This is a genomic window from Pseudanabaena sp. lw0831, assembly GCF_016584665.1.
Classification (GTDB): domain Bacteria; phylum Cyanobacteriota; class Cyanobacteriia; order Pseudanabaenales; family Pseudanabaenaceae; genus Pseudanabaena.
Genome location: NZ_BBJB01000057.1, coordinates 156,868 through 177,786 on the forward strand (window position 1 = coordinate 156,868; position 20,919 = coordinate 177,786).

Below are 20,919 nucleotides of genomic sequence, written 5' to 3' on the forward strand. Positions count from 1 at the left end.
AAAGCGGCGCTCAGCGCCGCTTTTTTCTTTTTTGGGTTTTTTGAGATTTTAGGGAGGAGATGTGAAAAAAAACCAGAGTAATACTTTTGCCTTCGCAACGATCGCAATAATTTCCTTGTTTGATGGCGGGAATTATCTCAAGGCGCTTCAACCACATAATTTGGCTATCGCCGCAGAAACAAATTCATTAATAACTCCAGAAATAAATACTCTCGATAAAATCCAAAAACGAGGCAAGTTAGTTATTGGGGTCAAAGATAATTTGCCGCCTTTAGGATTTCGCGATCGCAGTGGTAACTTGTCAGGGCTAGAAATTGATATTGCTCGTGAATTAGCCAATGAGCTAAATATGCCGATTGAGCTAATCCCATTAAAAAATCGCGATCGCTTATCCGCATTACAAAACAATCAGGTTGATTTAGCGATCGCCCAAATCACCGTCACCACAAATCGTTCGCGCCTAGTTGATTTTTCTTTGCCCTATTACACCGACAGCACGATCGCGATCGCTAAGCGTGACATAACTTTTCAAGAACTGAGGCTACCATCAGCCATTGGGGTTCTTAAGAATTCAGCAGCAATTGCTATTATCCAATCTCAATTCCCCAAAGCGGCGATTATTGGTGCAAGTTCTTACGCTGATGGCTTAGATGCTCTGCTATCTGGCAAAGTCAAAGCTTTTGTGGGCGATCGCACTAGTCTCATGCAATGGCTAAAGGATCATCCTGATTATGTAATCATTGGGCAGCCATTGGCGGTTCATAGTTTAGCGATCGCTTTACCGCGTGGTTTACAGCATCTAGACTTACGCGATCGGGTATTTGATATTGTTGAGAAATGGCGAAGAAATGGCTGGCTCAAAGAACGCGCAAATTATTGGGGCTTATAAAAAAAGAGAGTGCTTTGCACTCTCTTTTTTATTTATTTGCGATCGCCTGTATAGCCAGATTCATTTGCTAATTCATCTAAAGTTCGCTCACCTGAAAGCATCTTTCCATTGATCTCCCAAGTGGGAAATCCCTTGATTCCTTTTTGTTCACATAATGCAGTTTGGGACTTTACCCCATTAGGAGCATTAGGAGCACATTCCACATAGGGAATTAACTTTTCAGCCTCGCCAAACTTTTTCTTTTGATCTAAACAATGCGGACACCAATATGCGCCGTACATCTTGGCATTGGTTGCGGTCAAGTGCTGAGCTAATCGTCCTGCAAACGAGTTACTCTGAGCCGAGAGTTTGCCTTGGCTACCATAAACGACCAAAGTTCCTGTAAATGTAACGATCGCCACGATCGCACCTGTAAAGAAGAGATTGCCCACATCTTTCCAAGCATTACCGAATATAGTTAGCAACCAAATTGTGGTCATGGTGACAGCAGAAGATATGCAATAGAGGCAAACCTGCGGCTGTCCACCGATCTGCCCCGAAGCGAGGAGATACATCAGGTAGCCGCTAAAGACAAAAGTTGACGAGGAAACCATAAACAGCAAGAAATTCGCTAATTCCTTGATTTGTGCTTGAGCTTTGGGATCATCTTTTTTTAAGAGCAATGGCAAGCCCGCTAACAGTCCGATGGTGAGATAGCCTAAAGCACCAAAGATTGTTAAAGGGATCCCAAAAATCTTGGCGTATTCACTACTTAGCACTAAGTCACAGCCACTTCCTTGGACATCACAGAGTGCGACTTTTTGCCCAAAAAAGTGAGTTACGGTCAAATAAGTTGTTAGAGAAAAGCCAAATAGGGACAAAGCGACGATCGCAGGGCGCGACCACCGATGCAACCAAGGCTCAGATCGTTTTCTTGTAGCTGTTCCTGACAATTTGTACCTGCCTACTAAATAGATTTGTAACTAGAGGCGTTATGCGCATCTAGCTTTTATTTTATAGATTTTATCCAATCGATATCGGCGGAGATCGCAATATTTGCTCTTCGGCAACATGCTTATTTTTTTTATTGGCAATATCTAAGCGCACAGCATCTACAAAGCGGCTGACCCTGATCGGATCGATCGCTTGTTGAATCTGACCATTACGCTTGAGTGAGCTAGAGACAATTACGCCATCAGCATATTCCATCAACTGCGGCACATTATCCCATGTTGCGCCAGAGCCAACAAATAGAGGTGTATCACCACAGGCAATTTTTGCTTCCTGAAGATCTTCTGATGTCGGTGGATGTCCCGTTGCCCATCCAGATAAAATCACCGCATCAGCAAGTCCTCGATAAATCGTATCGTGGACTGCTGCGGAAATCTGCGGAACTGAAATGGGTTGAGCATGCTTCACCAAAACATCAGCAAAGATTTTCACGTCTGAGCCTAGTTCACGGCGATAGCGCAAAAGTTTGTAGGCATCACCTTCGATAATGCCTTGATCGGTTGCCATTACGCCCATCAGGACATTGACCCGAATAAACTTAGCACCAACACAGGAAGCGATCGCTAAGGCACTATGACCATCATTCCTTAGGACATTGATGCCTACAGGAACGCCAACCATTTGCTTGACTCGATGGACAACTAGGCTCATGGAACTGACCACAGCAGGATCGACGCGATCTTTAGTAAATGGAGCATCAAAAAAATTTTCTACGATAATTCCATGTACACCGCCTGCGGCGAGTGCTGTAGCTTCCTGCTCAGCACGATCAATTACCTCTTTAAGACTGCTCCCCCAACGAGGCGAAGTAGGCAATGGCAAAAGATGGATGACCCCAATTACGGGTTTGGGCGTATCAAATAAACTACTTAAATCCACATGCGTGACGTTTATAAAAATTTGGGTAAAAAGCTGAGTGACTAGCTCTTAATTTAACTTGATTATGAGTGCATAATTTTATCGTGAATTCGATCCCGTCATTTCAATTTCTGGCAATGAGTACCTCGACACAATTAAAAAAACAGAGGCAAAATCTGTACCGCCCGCGTAGCGGGCGGTACAGATTTTGGGGTTTTATATTTAATTGTGCCATTGTCAGTAAACCCATAAAGTAGAGAGAGTGAGAAATTTTCTGTCTACTTTATGGGTTTACTGACAATGGCTAACATTCCTCAAACCAAGGATATTTCTACAGATATTTTAATTCTGTCGAATGCTCCTGGGGAGTTAACGACATGGGTATTTCCCTTTCTTCAAGCCTTAGAAATATCAATGCGATCGCAGCCAGACTTAACCAACCCTCAAAAAACGCGCATTTCGATCGCCCTCTCACCATGCCAGAATGCCAGTGGACGGGAAGCCCAACTTGCCCAAAGTTTTCCGAATGTAGATCGTGTATTGCCTCAGGATCAGTTTTTTGATTTTTTATTGTGGGGTAAAACGCCTAACTGGGAATGGGCGAAACAAGGGATCGTAGTTTTTTTGGGTGGAGATCAGTTTTTTGCGATCGCGATCGCTAAGCGCCTTGGCTACAAAACTTTGATTTATGCAGAATGGGAAGCCCGATGGTCTCGCTGGGTAGATTTGTTCGCAGTACGCAATCAGGCAGTTTTCGATAAGATCCCAACAGAATTTCGAGCAAAAGCAACAGTAATCGGGGATTTGATGATTGATCAATCAAATCAAGAAGAGACATTGAGAAACTCATTACCTGCTAACAGAATTTGCTTTATGCCTGGTTCCAAAGGGCATAAACTACAGGTCGGTGCACCTCTAGTTGTGGCGATCGCGGATATTCTCAAACAAAAACGTCCCGATCTAGAATTAGCGATCATCCTTGCCCCAACGACTACCCCCGAAACCTTAGCTCAATATACTCAAATTAGCTTTCCTACTGCCGATAGTGATGGGGCGACAGCCAATATATTTGATGGAAATTTAGTAACTGCCAAAGGGACTATCATTAAGATCCATCGCGAATTCCCCGCCCATAACTTCATCAAAAGCAGCCAACTCTGCATTACCACTGTCGGCGCGAATACTGCCGAGCTAGCAGCGCTCAATCAGCCGATGCTAGTTCTTTTGCCCACCAATTTTGCAGACACCAAAGTGGGCTGGGATGGATTGCTGGGGCTAATTGCATCAGCGCCACTTTTGGGTAAAGTTTTAGGGATTTTAATTAATCGGATTCTGATTTCTCAAATTCAAAAAAGAGGTCAGTTATTAGCTTGGCCGAATATATGGGCTGGTGAAGCGATCGTGCCAGAGCTTTGGGGAAAGCTCATACCGACTCAAGTTGCTACAGAAATTTTGTCTTATCTCGATCGCCCCGAAGAGTTAGCAAAAATGCGCGATCGCTTAAAAAAAGTATGTGGTGAAGCAGGAGCGGCCACAAAACTCGCAGCCATGGTCATCAATAATTTAAAAGATTTCCAGTCAATAAAATCCCTGTAAGGGCAGGTTTTGGAATAAATCTATCGGTAAACCATTGACTTGCCTCTAAACCTGCCCCTACGCATGGGTATATATTCTTTTGGAAATCTCCTTAAAAGATTTGGGTGACCCTTATCTTTCTTAATCTTAATAAAAGACAAGATTGATGCGATATAAAAAAGAAGCAGTTTTTTGTGTCGTGGCTTTACCACGACACAAAAAACTGCTTCTTTTTTATATCGCGGCAGTAGGCGGATAACAAACATTTGTACCGCCTAGCCCGCAATACCCACCAGGATTCTTGGCGAGATATTGTTGATGGTAGCCCTCAGCGTAATAAAACTCCCCAGCATCACGAATTTCCGTCGTAATGCCCTGCTTCATCCCTGAAACCTTGAGAGCATCCTGATAAACTTCCCGCGAATCCTCGGCCAGTTTTCTTTGGGCATCGTTGTACACATAGATGCCTGAACGATATTGGGTTCCTTTATCATTGCCCTGTTGCATTCCTTGGGTGGGATTATGGGATTCCCAAAAAACTTTGAGTAAATCAGCATAACTAATCACTTTGGGATCGTACACAACTAGCACAACCTCATTGTGTCCAGTCATGCCCGAACAAACTTCTTCATAAGTCGGATTAGGTGTTAAGCCCGCAGCATAACCAACAGCAGTAACATAAATACCTTTTTGCTGCCAAAACTTACGTTCGGCTCCCCAAAAACACCCTAAGCCAAAAACAGCAGTTTCCATACCTTCAGGGAAAGGGGGGTTCAGCGCATTACCATTTACAAAATGATGTGATGCGGTGGGAATTGCCGAAGGTCTTCCCGCAAGAGCATCTGATGATGTGGGAAGAGTTAACTTTTTGCCAAGTCCAAATAACATATGTTCGCTTAAATATTCGCTTAAAAAAACAATAAATCTCTCATAGATATTTATTATGCATTTATCTCACAAAAAATTAGGGGCTTCAGCCCCTTAATTCATTCATCAGTTTAGTGATTTCAGAGTCTGACCGCTAAATGCAAAAAAACGGTCAAGCTTAAAATCCATTGAATCATCATAAATGGTCAGCTTTTCAGGTTTGCAGCGCTTAACCATTACAGAAAGTCCTTTAGAGCCTTCTGCTTCAAGATCTTCGATAAAACCAAGCTTTGCAGATTCAGCTTCGGACTCACTCGCGAAAGGGCCAAAGTAGTATGTGCAATGTGGAGAATCGGTGACAATTTCGACCCACACTGCTAATCCAACAGTTTCGAGAATTGATGTAAAAATGTTCTTAAACAAGTTACCACCCATGATTTTACATAATTAAAGTGAATGGTTTAGGTGAATGAGAAGACTTTAACTTTAAAGCCTTCTTTCTATATCTTTATATAACTTAAAACATGACTTCAAGACAAATTGTTCAGGTTTAACGTATTCACCCAACGTTGTCTAAAAATCTCGTACAGCGCCATTCCTGTGGCAACTGACGCATTCAGGCTTTCCACTTTTCCTTCTAAAGGTATAGATACCAAGAAGTCACAATTTTTTTGCACTGACAGACTCAAACCTTCATCTTCTGCACCGATGACCAAGGCGATCGCGCCAGAGAATTTGGCTTTGTGAATTGCTTCGCTTGCACCTGCCATAGTTCCATAAACCCAGAAGCCTGCTTCCTTGATTTTCTCAAGGGCGCGATTGAGATTAACCACACGGGCGACTGGAAGGATTTCCAAAGTACCTGCCGCAACTTTGGCAACGGTGGCGGTGATTCCTGCCGCACGGCGTTGGGGAATGACTAGGGCATGTGCGCCGAGGGCAGCAGCACTGCGAATGATCGCCCCTAAATTATGGGGATCAGTGATTCCGTCAGCGATGACAATTACTGGCTGAGCCGATTTTGCTTTAGCACTAGCAATTAATTCGTCAAGGTCGGCATATTCATAAGCAGAAACCTGAATAGCGATACCTTGATGTCTGCCATTGTCAGTGATGCGATCAAGTCTTGTATTGTCAACTTCATCGACCACTGCTCCTGCTGCCTTAGCTTCGTCAATCAAGGGCAAGAAGTCTGGTGCATAACGCAGTCGAGCAGTTACCCATACACGGTTAATGCTGCGATCGCTTTGTAGTACCGCCTCAACTGCATGACGACCATAAACAATATCGGGATTTTCAGGGTTATGGACTGGTGCAACAATTCCTAACTCGCCATCGGGATCGACATTACGCGAGACTGGCGGCAGAGAGCGGCGCTCAAAGTTGGGAACTGCGGAGCGATCTCGATCGCCAAAATTGCGATCGCCAAAATCTCGATCGCCAAAATCTCGAACAGCGCCCCGATCAGAACGCTCAGGGCGATCACTCTTTTCAAACTTCTTGCCACCGAATTTCTTGTCGCCGAATTTTTTATCGCCGAACTTCTTGTCACCGAATTTTTTATCGCCGAATTTCTTCTCAGCGAATTTGTCGCCAAACTTTTTGCCGATAGGTTTGTCAAACTTGCGCTCAAATCTTGGCTCCGCAGATGATTCAGAGCGCTTCTCAAATGGCTTGTCAAAACCTTTCTCAGGACGACGATCTGAGTATTTGTCTGATTTGCCAGAATATTTAGAGTCAGTGCGACTATCGGAGCGCTTGTCAAAATTTCTATCTGATGACTTGTAAGGCTGATCGGATTTGTAGGGCTTGTCAACAAATCGGTCAGTACTTCTCTCTGGACGACTATCGGAACGGCTATCGGTACGATTGTCAGTGCGTTTATCCGAACGTTTGTCTGAATACTTATCAAAAGACTTGTCGAAGCGTTTTTCGTAACTTCTATCTCCGTCTCTATCAGAATTCTTGTCGGATTTGGATTTTAGTCTAGGTTGCGTTGTCATGGCGGCGCTGGGGTATCGATGTGGCTAAGTAGCTGTGTAAAAATTTGGTCGAGGCGATCGCGATCGGTTAAGTAAAGATAACCAATCAAAGCTTCAAATCCTGTAGCACTTTGGTAAATCTTGGGATCAACTTTACGTGGGGCAGATCCCGCAGCATTGCGTCCGCGTCTTACTAGATCGGACTCAAAATCTGTGAGATCAAGTTTTTCGAGAAGTTTTGCTTGTTGCTCGGCTCTAACTTGACTAACTACAAGCTGGTGATACTGTTTGGCTGTGCGTGGCGGCAGTAAATAATGAAGCCGTATTTGCATTTCATACACAGCATCGCCAATATAGGCTAGAGCAGAGGCTGGGATCTCAGCGATATTTTCAACGATTGGGCTAAGAGACATTACAGGATAATGCCATTACAGAATAATTTGATTACTTTCGTTGGGGCTGGACAAAATGTTTAGGTATTTATCAGACATTTAATATTTACATTTACTTTAAGACATTGATGGGCAAGCGTAGCTTGCCCATCAATGTGTATAAATTTTGTCTTATGAACATCATAGCAGGACTTCCAATTACTGAGAATAGGTTTTGGTGGCTGCCACTAAAAACAAGTGTCGTAACTAGGGTTTGAGCGCTCTAAAACTGTTTTAGTACAAACTCCGTGGAGGTTCCCCAAACAAATATTTGGCAAAAAAACAGCAAAGGTGAATTCTTGCAAAATATTTGGAGTTATTAAGGTAGCTAGGCAAAATTAAATATAAAACCCCAAGAACTGTACCGCCCGCGTATCGGGCGGTACAGTTCTTGGCTCTGTTTTTTATGCCGAGGTACTTATCAGTAGTTTGCGCTATATCAAGTTCATTTAAGCGATCAATTTTATTTTGATGTTTACATCAAATTTGGAAAATTTGCCCCCTAAACTTTCGTCATCTTTGAGTGAAAAATATCATCAAGTTTAAATTGAGTGTCTACACTTTTTGAGCTTAATCGATATGTTGATCTATTTGATTGTTTTTACTGGCTTTTAACTTAGTCTTTTTTAGTTTGGTTAAGCTTGGCAAGCGCTTCATCAATAGATGTCTGAAGGGACAGGAACTGATCTAATCGAACCAGTTTGACAGTTTGCGTGACTCTAGCGTTGGTAATAATTTGGAGCGTGCCACTCAAAGTTTGAGTTTTTTTTGCCATTTGTACTAAAACTCCAAGTCCAGAGCTATCGACAAAATCAATGGTTGACAGATCTAAAATCACGTTAAATGGTCCATCCTCGACGCATTTGCCTATCACCTTTTTAAAGGCTGGCTCAGAAAAAGCGTCTAGAAGACCTGTGAGGCGGATCAATTGATAGGTGTCCTTGACTTCGCGGCTGCCTCGTAAACTCACAGTCAGGGTTAGCGGTTCAGGAATAATGACCTCCAAGCGGTGCGAACGTACCTTAATTTGCGGGTATATTGTATTTGCTTTCTTCGCACTTGTCCAGAAAATTATTTATTTTTGCTACAAAAGCTATAGCAGCTATAGCGAAAAAGTAGAGAGGTTGCTTAGCAACCTCTCTACTTTTTCGCTATATACTTAAAATCTTGCCCACTAACGTACTAGATTCTTTATGCTTTCGATCGCCCAAATTCGCCAAACCTTAATCAATAAAGAGCGATCAGCAACCGAAATTGCTCAAGAGTTTTTAGATCGCATCGATCGGCTAGAGCCAAAATTACATAGTTTTGTTACTGTTACGCCAGAAGTGGCGATCGCACAGGCAAAAGTCATCGATGCGGCGATCGCCGCAGGTGAAACTTTACCAGCGCTTGCTGGGGTTCCGCTTGGCATGAAAGATAATATGTGTGTCAAGGGAATGCCCACCACTTGCGGCTCCAAAATGCTGAAAAATTTTGTCCCACCTTACGAAGCGACAATTACCGCCAAATTGAGATCGGCTGGAGCCGTGATGGTTGGCAAAACTAACCTCGATGAGTTTGCGATGGGCAGCTCCACTGAAAATTCGGCGATCGCAATGACCTCGAATCCTTGGAATACTGATTATGTGCCTGGTGGCTCTTCGGGTGGCTCGGCAGCAGCTGTCTCTAGTGGTGAATGCATAATTGCCACAGGTTCCGATACAGGTGGATCGATTCGTCAACCTGCTTCATATTGTGGCGTAGTTGGTCTAAAGCCGACTTACGGATTAGTTTCGCGATTTGGGTTAGTTGCTTTTGCTTCGTCTCTGGATCAAATAGGACCTTTTGCCAACACCGTTGAAGATGCGGCGATATTTTTGGGTGCGATCGCAGGTTACGATCCCAAGGATTCCACCAGCATTAACGCCGCAGTTCCTGATTACGCAGCTTTGTTAACACCAGATTTAACTCAATCACTCAAGGGCAAAAAGGTCGGTGTAATTACGGAAACCTTTGGAGAAGGCTTGGATAGTGAAGTTGAAGTTGCGGTGAGGAAAGCGATCGCGCATTTCGAGAGTATTGGCGCAGAGGTTTATGAAATTTCCTGTCCTCGGTTCCGCTATGGGCTGCCCACCTATTACATCATCGCGCCCTCAGAAGCATCCGCCAACCTCGCCCGATACGATGGCGTGAAGTATGGCTTCCGTGACGAGAATGCTGAGAACTTGCTAAGCATGTACGAAAATACCCGCGAACAGGGTTTTGGCGCTGAAGTGAAGCGGCGGATCATGATTGGTACATATGTCCTGTCGGCTGGCTACTATGATGCCTATTATCTGAAAGCTCAGAAAGTTAGGACTTTAATCGTTCAAGATTTCCAAAAAGCCTTTGAGCAAGTGGATGTTTTAGTTTGTCCAACTGCACCAACTACAGCTTTTAAAGCGGGTAGTAAGACTGAAGATCCTCTAGGGATGTATCTCTCGGATCTGATGACAATTCCTGTAAATCTGGCGGGTTTACCAGGGATTAGTATTCCCTGTGGTTTTGACTCAAAGGGAATGCCAATTGGTTTGCAAATGATCTCAAATGTATTGAGGGAAGATGTGTTGCTGCAAGTTGCATATGGTTACGAGCAATCAACGGAATGGCACAAGCAACAACCTTCTCTATAAACAAAAAAAGCCTTGCGAAGCAAGGCTTTTCCCCTCTTAAACAAGAGTCGGCAAAAGGTTCTAACTCTTGTTTATACCAATTCTCAAAATGGCAACGCCATTTTGAGAATTGGCCCCCCTTACTGAGTTTAGTTTTTGATTCCCTCAAAAACTAAACTCAGTAAGCAAATTGCCTGCAACGCGGCAATTTGCTTTTTGAGGTTTTAGTTCTGATTCCGTCTATCTACTTTAGATAATCGTGTTATCGGGAATTACTGCGTTTTTGACGACGACGACAATGCCGTTGCAGATGCAATAGCCCTGCTCTTCACGATTTACATCTTGGACACGATCTTTGTTGATGATCTGCACATTTTTGCCAATACGAGCATTCTTGTCGATGATCGCGTGACGAATAATTGTGTTTTCTCCAATTCCCATTGGCACTTTGTTAGTTTCGAGATCCGACTTACGGTCTTCTTGGGGCTGATAGAAATCACAACCCATTAGGAGAGTATCTTCGATCGTGCAATTAGCATCAATATGCATCCGAATACCGACAACCGAATTGGTGACAGTCGATTTGTTAAGGAGACATCCTTCACCGATGATTGAATCTTTTACCTTACAGTCATGAACTTTGCTGGGTGGCAAATAACGAGCACGGGTGTAGATCGGTTTTTTAGTCTCGTAGAAATTAAAGCCAGTGGAAGGATGACGAGTCAAATCCAGATTAGCTTGATAGAAGGACTCGATGGTTCCAATATCTTCCCAATACCCCTTATATAGGTAAGCCTGAACATTCAAATTATGAATTGCATCAGGAATAATTTCTTTGCCAAAATCTGTATGTTCAGGATTTTCGCTGAGCAGTTTTAACATAGCCTGCTTGTTAAATACATAGATTCCCATCGAAGCGATGAAAGGATTCGCGATCGCTGAAGCCTGATCTAAGCCAAGTTTAGTTGTATCAACACGCATTCCCTCCAGCGCTTCACCTTTAGGCTTTTCGAGGAAATTAATCACTTTGCCAGTGTTATCGGTTTTGAGCAAGCCAAAAGCTGATGCTTTTTTCTGATCGACAGGCAATACGGATAGGGTGATATCTGCACCAGTTTCACGGTGATGCTCAACGAACTTTTCATAGTCCATGTTGTACAGATGATCGCCAGATAAGATCAAATATTCGCTGACATCCCAAGACTCTAAAAGCCATGCATAGCGGCGAACTGCATCGGCTGTGCCTTGAAACCAGTCTGGGCTATCAGGGGTCTGCTGCGCGGCAAGAATTTCGACAAAACCATCAGAATAGGAGGCAGGTCGATAGGCTTGATTGACATGACGATTGAGCGATGCAGAGTTAAACTGCGTCAGGATATAAATTTTTTCAATACCTGAGTTAATGCAGTTGCTCACAGGAATGTCGATCAGCCGATATTTGCCTGCTACGGGGACGGCGGGCTTAGCGCGTGTCTTAGTGAGGGGATATAGTCGGCTTCCCTGTCCACCGCCCAGAATGATAGCCAGTACATTTTTCATAAATTATTCGGATTATCTTGGCTTTTTTATTTGCATATTTTTTCTGAATGCAAACATTGTCTATCTTTGCGGGGATCGTTGCAAGTAATGTAAGAACACAAAATCAGAAAGTCAAACCCAAGAAAGGAGTAGCGGCGCTTTGCGCCGCTACTCCTTTCTTAGGGTTTAAAGCATTTCGCTGCATAAAAATTTATTTTTGCTAGGAACAATATGAGCAACAACTATGTCTAGCAAGGTTAAGTTTAAGCCTAAATGCGATTAGGGAGATTTTATAATGCTTGTGAACAAAACGCTGGCTAATTCATGTTTCGCTTTATTGAGTTTGGGCGCGATCGCTATCTCGGGTATCTCCTTACCACAGGCAGCTAGAGCCTCAGAGCAACCGAGTTTAGATGGTCTCGTTCGACAAGCAGCTTCCAAAGATCAAGCAACATCGCAGCAGGCGATCGCGAAGTTACGCGAATTTAAAAACGTGGGTATCGATGCATTTTGGAATGCTTATCAAAAAGATTTACCTAATAATTCGCAATTACGAGCAACTTTAGACGCAATTTGTCAGCAAAAGGACTGTGATGCATCGCGGTTGTATTGGTACAAAGATTTGGAAGCAGCCAAGACTGCATCAAAAGAATCTGGCAAACCGATTTTGTCTTTGCGCTTGCTTGGCAACCTCAATGATGAGCTTAGTTGCGCTAATAGTCGATTTTTCCGCACGGCGCTTTATCCTAATGCAGGAGTTTCGCAGTTGTTGCGCGATCGTTTTATTTTACATTGGCAGCCTGAGCGTCCCGTACCTAAGGTCACGATTGATTTTGGAGATGGTCGCAAGCTAGAACAAACCCTTACTGGCAATAGCATCCACTATGTTCTCGATAGCGATGGTCGCCCAATTGATGCAATCCCCGGTTTGTACAGCCCACAAGCCTTTATGGACAATCTTAAAGATGCTGATGGGGCGGCACAACTACTTGACAATACTAATGATTTAAAATTGCGTCGTGAAGTTTTGGTGAAATATCATCGTGATCGCCTTGCTAAGCTAGAAAAAAACTGGCGATCAGATCTCACTCGTTTACGCCTTCCTGCACAACCCTTGCTTCAGACCGTAGCGATCGCGCCAACGAATATTGACGCAACCATTGCTAGTCGTTTGGCTGTTGGTAAAATGGCGATCGAGTTACCAACTTTAACTCGCACACCTAGCGTGCCCCTCTCTGAAGTTATTCCACCTTCGCCTTTTGCCAAGCTTAGTGATGCAAATTGGGCGAGATTAGCTAGGCTTTATCAAAATCGGGTGTATCTCGATCAAGGTAGTCTGAAGCTGATGGAACGTAAGTTGTCACCAAGTGCATCGATGCCAACGGTGGTCAATAGTTTTGAACGTGCGATCGCGCAGGACACTGTTCGCAATGAATATGTATTTCACGCGCAGATTCACAGTTGGTTTGCTAACGGTGAATTTATGAATAGCGATGCATCCCTAACAGCCCTTAATCGCCGTGTTTACGATCAATTGTTTCTCACTCCCGCTAGTGATCCTTGGTTGGGTTTAGTAAATGTGAATGTCTACACAGGGATCAGTAAAGTAAATTAATATTAAGTGGCGCTAGCGCCACTTAATATTAATTTGAGGGGATTTGTATGGCAAATCGAAATATTTGCGATCGCATTTATCAATTTAATCTCAGTCAACCGCGAGATCCTGATTTGCTTAAAGCGAAATATGGGTATATGCGTGAGGAAAAAGAAAATCCCTTTGTCTTTTTTCGATCTACCTGCCATCTTTTTTATGAAGATTTACCAATTAAGTCATGGTTAAAAAAAGCTCCTCTAGTCTGGATTTGTGGCGATCTTCATGTAGAGAATTTTGGGAATTACAAAGCGGATAATCGTCACGTTTATTTTGATATCAACGATTTTGATGAAGCTGTGCTTGCTCCATGTACTTGGGAAATTGCACGTTTGTTGACTAGCATTTTTGTGTCTACAGAGACCTATTCGGTTGAGTTGCAAATTGCAGAAAAGCTCTGCCAGAAATTCCTCAATTCATATATTCAGACTATCTCTAAGGGGAAAGCTTATTGGATGGGTGAAGATATGGCTCCTCCTGTGATCGAAGATTTGCTGGCGCGCAAAAATCAGGTCAAGCGCAGAGAGCTATTAGAGGAACGTACTGTTTTAGATAAAGAAACGCAAAAGCGATCGCTAAAAATTGATTTCAAAAAGGCAAAACCAATTTCTGATCTGCAAAGACAGAAAGTGACAAGTTTTATGGAAGTCTTTGCCTCAAAGCATCCAAACCCTAAGTTCTTTAAATTATTGGATGTAGCACAACGCATTGCTGGCAAGGGCAGTTTAGGGTTAGAGCGCTATGTTTTATTAGTGGAAGGTAAAGGCTCACCCGATGGTAACTATCTCCTCGATCTAAAAAGAGCACTACCTTCTTCGCTGGCAGTGCATAACGTTTGGGCACAACCAACATGGGAAAGTGAAAGCGATCGCATTGTTTCAATTCAAAAGCGATTACAAGCAATTCCCATTGCTTTTCTGCATTCTGTGACTATTGGTAAAGATTCATTTGTGTTGAGAGGACTTCAGTCAACTCAAAGTCCAACCGATCATTTAAAGATCGAGAAATGGGATGATAAATTACCGCATTCTGAAATGTTAATGCAGTCATTGGGACAAGTGGTGGCTTGGTCGCATTTGCGTAGTAGCGGTAGACAAGGCTCTACGATCATTGATCAATTGATTGACTTTGCTAGCAAATCTAAATGGAAAACTGAGGTAATGGAATACGCTAAGGTATATAGCCAGCAGGTAAAACTTGACTGGAAGGAGTTTTGTCAATATTTATGATTTAAGAATTACGGATGATAATTAATTACTAAGGATTTTGACTAAGATGCGTAGAAGATCGTCTAGGTCGGCGGGGACACGGAAGAGGTTGAGATCTTGAGTTACTACGCGGGTTTGACGGTTGAATTTTCCAAATTGCCAAATATTTCCCGTGGATATTGCGCCATATATGATTGGTTGATCGGATTCAATCCATTGATCGATCGCTATCATTTCGATCGCAAGTTGTACAAAGCCTCTTTCTAAGTCTTCATTTTTAGCTTCAACAACAAGGAATGTCTGGTCATTTTGCAGAAGATAATCTAGGGAGCCTTTGAGTTGGTTACTCACGGCGACGGGATATTCAATGTTGAGGGTGGCTTGGGTATAGTGGAGTACATCGGTTAATACTGGGGCAATTAGGAATTCTCGTCGCGCTATTTCACTGGTGAGACTTAGGCGGGGTAGACTTTCTTCGATGCGCGCTTTGAGATCGATCAGGCGATCTAGTGTGGATTCATAACGGGGGAATTGCAAGGATTGCCTTTGGAGAATAACGCCAAAATACGCGAGGATATCTTGTGATGCAAAGTTCAGTTTAAAATAATCTGCAAAACTATAGGATTGATCGGGCTGGATAATGGCGGTTCTGGGCATAATAATATATTTAATGATGAGCTTTTTCTGATTTTAGTGCTGGCTGATTGTACTAAAATTGGGAACATGTTTGTCTATATATTGCAGTATACAAGTTAAAACAAGAGAGCAGATGCGCGCCAAGATTGAGAACGAAGTTCTATTTATCCATCGAGAGGATGTACCAAATTACAACAAGCAAGGCTCAATTGTTCGTAATAGCTACTTTTGGGCTTTGCGATCGATCGCAGGTCGTGCAAACTCACGCCACGACTGGGAATTTGAATCGGAAGTATGGATTGCATTGCAGAGAATGTTAATCTCTTTTGCGGAGTCAGGATATTTGCCCACCCGCGAAACTCAGCTAGAATTTGCTCCTGAAACCGAGGAAATTCCGCAATTACTGCGACTAGTTTCGACAATTGACTAAACAGATTAAAAATGGGCGGCGCGATGCGCCGCCCATTTTTAATCTGTGAGAACTTACGCAAATCGGCTTGAAAACCTTATTCATTCGTAGGGGCAATTCATGAATTGCCCCTACGAATCGTGGTTAATGCGTAAGTCCTAACTATAATTTAAAAAAATCAATAAAACTTTATGAAACTTGCCTTTATTATTGATCCGATCGCCAAACTCGATCCCGCCCATGATACCAGCGTAGCCCTGATGGAAGCATCTTGTCGCCAAGGGTACGAGGTGTTTATTACAAATATGAATACGCTCAGTGTCAAAGATGGCAAAGCATGGGCTTTTTTGCAATCCACCAAAATCCATCCAGTGCCACTCGTAGATGGTAAATGGCAAGTTCCAAATCCTTGGTATGAAGTCGCAGAGGGCAAATTTCAACCTTTAGAAGACATGCAATTTGTATGGATGCGTCCCGATCCACCTGTAACCACAGAATATCTCTATGCAACTTACATTCTCGATTATGTTGATGCTAACAAAACTAAAGTTCTCAACTCGCCCCAAGGTATTCGCGCGGCAAACGAGAAAATGTATGCCCTGCAATTTACAGAGGCAATTCCCAAAACGATTGTGACTGCTGATAAAGGGACAATTCGCGAATTTGTGGCGGCTGAGGGCAAGGCAGTAATGAAGCCACTGGGCGGCAAAGGTGGCGAGGGGATTTTGTTTTTGGAAGTAGGCGATCGCAATCTTAATTCGATGATCGAAATCAGTACTAATATTGGTAAAACTCCTGTGATGGTGCAGGAATATCTGCCCGACGCGCAAAAGGGCGATAAGCGGATTATTTTGCTGGATGGTGAACCGATTGGCGCAGTAAATCGCGTTCCCCAGTCGGGAGAGTTTCGTGGCAATATGGCGGCGGGTGGGAGTGCGGTGCAAGACAATATTACCGATCGCGAGCGGGAAATATGCAACCAACTCGCACCAATCCTAAGGCGTGATGGCTTAATGTTTGTTGGTATTGATGTGATTGGCGGCTACCTCACCGAAGTCAACGTCACTAGTCCTACTGGTGTTCGTGAAATTGACCGACTTGACGGTGTGTGTTTGGGCGATCGGGTGATGGATTGGCTAGGAACCCTCAAATGAATAACCCCACCACAGGTGGTGGGTTATTCATTTGCTACTGCAAACTTTGTCTAGGTTAGAATTGATATAGAACATCTATAGCAATTCTTTGAGAAATGTCCCTTTTACCTATGAAGTTTTTTAGCTCAGAATTTATGCAAAAAGTTAATGCTCACGTCAAAGTCTGGACGCTATCGCTTGCCGTAATTTCATTAGTTGCGATGACTATATTTGGTGGTGCTCACGAAGCTTTTGCAAAACGCTCAGGTGGTCGGATTGGTGGAAGCTCTTTCTCAGCCCCAACCCGTTCGGCTCCATCCAATTCAGGATATAGCGGCAGCAGCAATGGCTACTACAACAATAACGGCGGCGGTGGATTTTTCTTCCTACCCATGTTTTTTGGTGGTGGTGGCGGCGGACTGTTTACGATCTTATTATTGGTGATTGTTGCAGGCGCGATTATGCAAGCATTTCGCGGTCGTGGTGATGGCGAAGGTATTACTGGCATGGCTAGCAAAGTTACTGTTGCCAAAATCCAAGTTGGTCTGCTCTCCTCAGCGCGATCTCTGCAACAAGAGTTAACTCGTCTAGCTCTAGAGTCGGACACCTCCTCCGTAGAAGGTTTAGCCACGGTCACCCGCGAAACTGCCATCTCCTTGATGCGTCATCCAGAATATTGGGTTTATGTCAGCAGTGCCAACGAAAACACCAAGTTTGCCCTTGCTGAGCAAAAATTTAATAGTTTGGTGATGTCCGAGCGCAGCAAACTCAATGAGGAAGTATTGAGTAACGTCAGTGGTCGGGTACTGCAAGGCAAAACTGCTGCTGTATTACCTAGTGCAGGTAGCTTAGACCTCGAAGCTCCAAGCGAATATATTGTGGTTACGCTTTTACTTGCAGTTGCAGGTGATAGCCTCAGCAAATTGCCTCCTTTACGTTCTACCGCAGATTTGCAGTCAGCTTTATCCGCGATCGGTTCTGTGCCTGCGGACAACCTGTTGGCAGTAGAGGTACTGTGGGAACCACAATCCGAAGACTATACGCTCACCACTGATGAGGTGCTGACTATATATCCCGATCTTGTCAGAATCTAGTCCTGTTGGACGCTTTTCGTCCACCCATAGTAAAAAATGAAAGGGGCGCTATGCGCCCCTTTCATTTTTTGGGTTTAAAGATTTACAAAATCTCTGCCAAATCTATGGTGTTAAGCGTCAATCTGTGGTATCACTTACCAGTATTATTTTTTTCTTATTTGTTCTGAGACAAGTTCAAAATATTGTGATTTGGCTAAGATAGCGATAAAAACTTCACAATTTGATTATAAATTTGGGTATCGCCAAGTGCGCGTGGTTAATAGAGTGAATAGGATCGACATATGATGCAAAGTACAGATAATAAATATACAAATAGCACTGAGCAGCTTTATGTAACTCAAGACGTTGATGCATATACAGACAACGTTGATAACTTAATGGACGATCTGTTTGGAGATGTCGAATCCACGCTCCATGTTGATTATGCCAAGCAGCGATCGCTTAGACAAAAAAACTCACAAACTAAGCAAAGCAAAACATCAACCCCCTATGCTTCTGTACAAGCCTCAAGCTCAGACATAGTAGCAATTCCTAAACTTGACACCTCCGAAAAAGAGCTGTCAACATCAAAAGATACCGTTAGCATTACCAAACTTAATGTTGCTGACATTGCCTTACCACCCATCTCTAAACAAGATGTGCTCTGGATTCAACCCTACATCATGCGGAATCCAGAGCCGACAAGCAACCTGCCACCAACACCACCTGAGCTAGTAGTCCCGAAATATAACCTGATCGATCGCCTCTTGCTGGTCTTTGCTTGCAGCTCCGCACTAATTGCAGCAGTAATGTGGACAATTAATCACGGAATTTGGCTAGGTAGGCAATCAGTTAATGTTGCTCAAGTTTCATCTAAAGACACTGGCTCAAGTAAGGCTTTTGGCGAAGAAATTAAGCGGATGTTGTCGGAAGTAGTAGACAAAAATCGAGCGATCGCAACTAATGCCATTGGCACCATTGGTAGCAATATGCCCATCATTGCTGCGCCCCTAGTCGGCAATATGCAATTACCCGTGGGGACAAATAATCCTTTTGTGAATGGGTTGCAGCAGCCAATGTATGTGCCTGTGTATCAGCCTCCTGCTCTAGGTAATAGTGGTAATTCTCCATCTCCGCTTGCCTTACCGCCTGTCACGACCAATAACTCCGTTGATGTTTCTAACTCAGCGACAATGGCAAGACCAAATGCTGTATCTCCTCAAATCATTGCTGCGCCAGCGCCATCATATACATTGATAGGTGTGCTTGATTTAGGCGATCGCTCTACCGCAATGCTTGATATAAATGGCTCTGTCCAATCTATCGGACTAGGCAAAGCGATTAACAATACAGGCTGGATTTTATCCCGTGTTAGCCAACAAGAGATCATCCTCAAGCGCGGTAAGGAAACGAAAACTATATTTGTTGGGCAAAAGTTCTAACATTCCCCAAAAACAAAAGAGAGTTGCGGCGCAAAGTGCCGCAACTCTCTTTTGGGTTTGGGTATGCCAATGTTGATATTGGGTTACAATTTTTCTGGAAAGCGCCTAAAACATCTGAGGAAAGTATATGGGGTTAATAGAGGATATATCTCGCTTTTTAGAGACCCGCCTAGAGGAGTTTATTCGCAATAACCCACAGATTGAGTTGCAAATCCTCGAAGATAAATTGCGGCAGCAAGAAGAAGAAATAGCGAAACTAATCGTTAGCTCGAAACTGGAGGAGAAAAAACTCCAAGATCGGATTCTGGAAATTGCCGAAGAAATTCGCGTCTGGCACGATCGCACAGTCAAAGCAGAATCCTTTGATCGCCCTGACTTAGCTAGTGCAGCTAAAGAACGCGAAGCTGCGCTCTTGCGCCAAGGCAACCAAATCTGGGCACAGATGGAACTTGTCAAAAAACGAGCCACTGATAGTCAAACGCTACAGGTGCAGATCCAAGAGCGGCGCAAAGAAGTCCAAGCCAAAGTCGCTGAAGCCGCTAAAACTGCCAAAGCAAAATCACCAACTAGTACTCCTTTAAATTGGGACAATCTTTACACTCCACCCTTTCGTGATCCTAACGATAAGTTAGAAGAAACTTTTCGGCGTTGGGAAATGGATGAAGAACTTGAACGCCTCAAACGCAATATGGGCAAATAAAACCCACAAGAAGGAAGACGCGAAGCGTCTTTGTTCTTGCGATCAGCATGAAAGTACGCCTGCGGCGTACTTTCATGCTGATTTTGGTGTTTCCAGAGCCTTTGGCTCTGGAAACACCAAAATCGGTTCATAATGAGAACTGCTGATATTTTTGCTTGTCTAGTAAAATTTGCAAACCATCATGCTATGATAGGAAAGCGTCAAAAACGCAACGGGATGTAGCGCAGCTTGGTAGCGCACCACTTTGGGGTAGTGGGGGTCTTGGGTTCAAATCCCAACATTCCGATTTCGCAATAAAAAAGGAGAGAAATTGCAAGGCAATTTCTCTCCTTTTTTATGTAGCTAATACACTCGCTAAACCCTCTGGAACTAGTCTTATATTCTGGTTATTTATTTCCGCTAATGACAGCCATCTTGCAGTAAATTTTGTTTTTATAGAACCTTCATAACAAGTTAGCTCTTCTTTTTCATACCAAGACTTATCCACAAATTCAGCGTCATAGACAAACACAACTTCATGTCCTTGGTTGCCTTCGTAAACAAATATATTTTCGATTACCTTAATCAGGTGCAGCTTCTCTACTTCGATAGATATCTCCTCATCAATTTCACGCAACATCGCTTCTTGGCTGCTTTCCCCAAACTCTATCCCTCCACCTAATGGACGGCAAAAATAGTCCTGCTTTATCGAGTCAAAGCATTCTGACACCAAAATTTTGTTGCCATTACGGAATAAGCAAATGGAAATCGGTCTGATACATTGAATATTATCCATAAGCCTAAATTTCTTGATTTGTGATATCGATCGCAAATTACCACACATAACATCACAGAAACAAGAATTAGCGATCGCAGTCCCAACACTCATAGAAAGCGATACTCGTAGCTATAGAGAAATTCCTTCACAGATCTCAAGCCTAACTA

At 43.4% G+C, this 20,919-nt stretch carries 20 protein-coding genes and 1 tRNA gene; 11 read left to right on the forward strand and 10 right to left on the reverse strand.

Annotated elements, in window-relative coordinates:
• The first annotated feature begins 61 nt into the window (after positions 1-61).
• Complete coding sequence (locus APA_RS11625) at positions 62-889, forward strand: transporter substrate-binding domain-containing protein (protein ID WP_201322427.1); 828 nt, start codon at positions 62-64, stop codon at positions 887-889.
• 32 nt (positions 890-921) lie between these two features.
• Here the strand turns inward: APA_RS11625 and APA_RS11630 are convergent, their stop codons facing one another.
• Positions 922-1,821, reverse strand: coding sequence for a vitamin K epoxide reductase family protein (locus APA_RS11630; RefSeq protein ID WP_201322428.1), 900 nt, complete (start codon positions 1,819-1,821; stop codon positions 922-924).
• A 70-nt stretch (positions 1,822-1,891) separates the two neighbouring features.
• Positions 1,892-2,758: a photosystem I biogenesis protein BtpA gene (btpA, locus tag APA_RS11635; RefSeq protein WP_201322429.1), complete on the reverse strand. Its 867-nt coding sequence runs from the start codon at positions 2,756-2,758 to the stop codon at positions 1,892-1,894.
• Between the two features lie 279 nt (positions 2,759-3,037).
• Here btpA and APA_RS11640 point away from each other — a divergent pair, with 279 nt between their 5' ends.
• A complete protein-coding gene (locus APA_RS11640; protein ID WP_236579517.1) occupies positions 3,038-4,333 on the forward strand; it encodes a lipid-A-disaccharide synthase in 1,296 nt (431 codons plus the stop codon).
• Between the two features lie 213 nt (positions 4,334-4,546).
• Here the strand turns inward: APA_RS11640 and msrA are convergent, their stop codons facing one another.
• The 5 genes from msrA to APA_RS11665 all read right to left on the reverse strand — a co-directional run bounded on the left by msrA (position 4,547) and on the right by APA_RS11665 (position 8,619).
• Positions 4,547-5,200 (reverse strand): peptide-methionine (S)-S-oxide reductase MsrA, encoded by a 654-nt coding sequence (gene msrA, locus APA_RS11645; RefSeq protein ID WP_201322431.1) that lies wholly within the window; start codon positions 5,198-5,200, stop codon positions 4,547-4,549.
• Between the two features lie 105 nt (positions 5,201-5,305).
• Positions 5,306-5,602, reverse strand: a complete 297-nt coding sequence (locus APA_RS11650; protein WP_307837244.1) for a DUF1816 domain-containing protein — start codon at positions 5,600-5,602, stop codon at positions 5,306-5,308.
• 107 nt (positions 5,603-5,709) lie between these two features.
• Positions 5,710-7,182, reverse strand: coding sequence for a 23S rRNA (guanosine(2251)-2'-O)-methyltransferase RlmB (gene rlmB, locus APA_RS11655; RefSeq protein WP_201322433.1), 1,473 nt, complete (start codon positions 7,180-7,182; stop codon positions 5,710-5,712).
• Positions 7,179-7,574, reverse strand: a complete 396-nt coding sequence (locus APA_RS11660) for a Mini-ribonuclease 3 (protein ID WP_201322434.1) — start codon at positions 7,572-7,574, stop codon at positions 7,179-7,181. The genes rlmB and APA_RS11660 overlap by 4 nt, the downstream gene beginning before the upstream one ends.
• Before the next feature lie 634 nt (positions 7,575-8,208).
• Positions 8,209-8,619, reverse strand: coding sequence for an STAS domain-containing protein (locus APA_RS11665; RefSeq protein ID WP_374101356.1), 411 nt, complete (start codon positions 8,617-8,619; stop codon positions 8,209-8,211).
• Between the two features lie 166 nt (positions 8,620-8,785).
• Between APA_RS11665 and gatA the strand changes: the two genes are divergently transcribed.
• A complete protein-coding gene (gene gatA, locus APA_RS11670) occupies positions 8,786-10,246 on the forward strand; it encodes an Asp-tRNA(Asn)/Glu-tRNA(Gln) amidotransferase subunit GatA (protein WP_201322436.1) in 1,461 nt (486 codons plus the stop codon).
• Positions 10,247-10,474: 228 nt separating this feature from the next.
• Here the strand turns inward: gatA and APA_RS11675 are convergent, their stop codons facing one another.
• Positions 10,475-11,764, reverse strand: a complete 1,290-nt coding sequence (locus tag APA_RS11675; protein ID WP_201322437.1) for a glucose-1-phosphate adenylyltransferase — start codon at positions 11,762-11,764, stop codon at positions 10,475-10,477.
• 274 nt (positions 11,765-12,038) lie between these two features.
• On the opposite strand from APA_RS11675, the gene APA_RS11680 reads away from it, so the two are divergent.
• Together APA_RS11680 and APA_RS11685 are read left to right on the forward strand one after the other, a co-directional pair.
• On the forward strand, positions 12,039-13,358 hold the full coding sequence (locus APA_RS11680) for a hypothetical protein (protein WP_236579518.1): 1,320 nt from the start codon (positions 12,039-12,041) through the stop codon (positions 13,356-13,358).
• A gap of 47 nt (positions 13,359-13,405) precedes the next feature.
• The gene (locus tag APA_RS11685; RefSeq protein WP_201322438.1) at positions 13,406-14,623 is read left to right on the forward strand and encodes a DUF2252 domain-containing protein; all 1,218 of its coding nucleotides are present in this window, start codon (positions 13,406-13,408) and stop codon (positions 14,621-14,623) included.
• A gap of 21 nt (positions 14,624-14,644) precedes the next feature.
• Here the strand turns inward: APA_RS11685 and APA_RS11690 are convergent, their stop codons facing one another.
• Positions 14,645-15,259 (reverse strand): hypothetical protein, encoded by a 615-nt coding sequence (locus tag APA_RS11690; RefSeq protein ID WP_201322439.1) that lies wholly within the window; start codon positions 15,257-15,259, stop codon positions 14,645-14,647.
• Positions 15,260-15,371: 112 nt separating this feature from the next.
• Between APA_RS11690 and APA_RS11695 the strand changes: the two genes are divergently transcribed.
• The 6 genes from APA_RS11695 to APA_RS11720 all read left to right on the forward strand — a co-directional run bounded on the left by APA_RS11695 (position 15,372) and on the right by APA_RS11720 (position 20,281).
• Positions 15,372-15,668, forward strand: a complete 297-nt coding sequence (locus APA_RS11695; RefSeq protein ID WP_201322440.1) for a hypothetical protein — start codon at positions 15,372-15,374, stop codon at positions 15,666-15,668.
• Between the two features lie 170 nt (positions 15,669-15,838).
• A complete protein-coding gene (gene gshB / locus APA_RS11700; RefSeq protein ID WP_201322441.1) occupies positions 15,839-16,801 on the forward strand; it encodes a glutathione synthase in 963 nt (320 codons plus the stop codon).
• Positions 16,802-16,896: 95 nt separating this feature from the next.
• Complete coding sequence (locus APA_RS11705; RefSeq protein ID WP_236579519.1) at positions 16,897-17,874, forward strand: DUF1517 domain-containing protein; 978 nt, start codon at positions 16,897-16,899, stop codon at positions 17,872-17,874.
• A 281-nt stretch (positions 17,875-18,155) separates the two neighbouring features.
• Entirely contained in the window at positions 18,156-19,295 is a 1,140-nt protein-coding gene (locus APA_RS11710) for a hypothetical protein (protein WP_201322442.1), read from the forward strand.
• 127 nt (positions 19,296-19,422) lie between these two features.
• Positions 19,423-19,995, forward strand: a complete 573-nt coding sequence (locus APA_RS11715) for a TIGR04376 family protein (RefSeq protein WP_201322443.1) — start codon at positions 19,423-19,425, stop codon at positions 19,993-19,995.
• 212 nt (positions 19,996-20,207) lie between these two features.
• Positions 20,208-20,281 (forward strand) — tRNA-Pro (locus APA_RS11720).
• 48 nt (positions 20,282-20,329) lie between these two features.
• On the opposite strand, the gene APA_RS11725 is transcribed toward APA_RS11720, so the two are convergent.
• A complete protein-coding gene (locus tag APA_RS11725; RefSeq protein ID WP_236579520.1) occupies positions 20,330-20,863 on the reverse strand; it encodes an NUDIX hydrolase in 534 nt (177 codons plus the stop codon).
• Between the last annotated feature and the right edge of the window lie 56 nt (positions 20,864-20,919).

Bases quoted from the DNA above. Each gene is read 5' to 3' on its own strand.
- APA_RS11695 (WP_201322440.1), top strand. From the start codon at position 15,372: ATGCGCGCCAAGATTGAGAACGAAGTTCTATTTATCCATCGAGAGGAT.
- APA_RS11640 (WP_236579517.1), top strand. From the start codon at position 3,038: ATGGCTAACATTCCTCAAACCAAGGATATTTCTACAGATATTTTAATT.
- gshB (WP_201322441.1), top strand. From the start codon at position 15,839: ATGAAACTTGCCTTTATTATTGATCCGATCGCCAAACTCGATCCCGCC.
- msrA (WP_201322431.1), bottom strand. From the start codon at position 5,200: ATGTTATTTGGACTTGGCAAAAAGTTAACTCTTCCCACATCATCAGAT.
- APA_RS11685 (WP_201322438.1), top strand. From the start codon at position 13,406: ATGGCAAATCGAAATATTTGCGATCGCATTTATCAATTTAATCTCAGT.
- APA_RS11690 (WP_201322439.1), bottom strand. From the start codon at position 15,259: ATGCCCAGAACCGCCATTATCCAGCCCGATCAATCCTATAGTTTTGCA.
- APA_RS11680 (WP_236579518.1), top strand. From the start codon at position 12,039: ATGCTTGTGAACAAAACGCTGGCTAATTCATGTTTCGCTTTATTGAGT.
- APA_RS11660 (WP_201322434.1), bottom strand. From the start codon at position 7,574: ATGTCTCTTAGCCCAATCGTTGAAAATATCGCTGAGATCCCAGCCTCT.
- gatA (WP_201322436.1), top strand. From the start codon at position 8,786: ATGCTTTCGATCGCCCAAATTCGCCAAACCTTAATCAATAAAGAGCGA.
- APA_RS11710 (WP_201322442.1), top strand. From the start codon at position 18,156: ATGATGCAAAGTACAGATAATAAATATACAAATAGCACTGAGCAGCTT.
- rlmB (WP_201322433.1), bottom strand. From the start codon at position 7,182: ATGACAACGCAACCTAGACTAAAATCCAAATCCGACAAGAATTCTGAT.
- APA_RS11715 (WP_201322443.1), top strand. From the start codon at position 19,423: ATGGGGTTAATAGAGGATATATCTCGCTTTTTAGAGACCCGCCTAGAG.
- APA_RS11675 (WP_201322437.1), bottom strand. From the start codon at position 11,764: ATGAAAAATGTACTGGCTATCATTCTGGGCGGTGGACAGGGAAGCCGA.
- APA_RS11725 (WP_236579520.1), bottom strand. From the start codon at position 20,863: ATGAGTGTTGGGACTGCGATCGCTAATTCTTGTTTCTGTGATGTTATG.
- APA_RS11705 (WP_236579519.1), top strand. From the start codon at position 16,897: ATGTCCCTTTTACCTATGAAGTTTTTTAGCTCAGAATTTATGCAAAAA.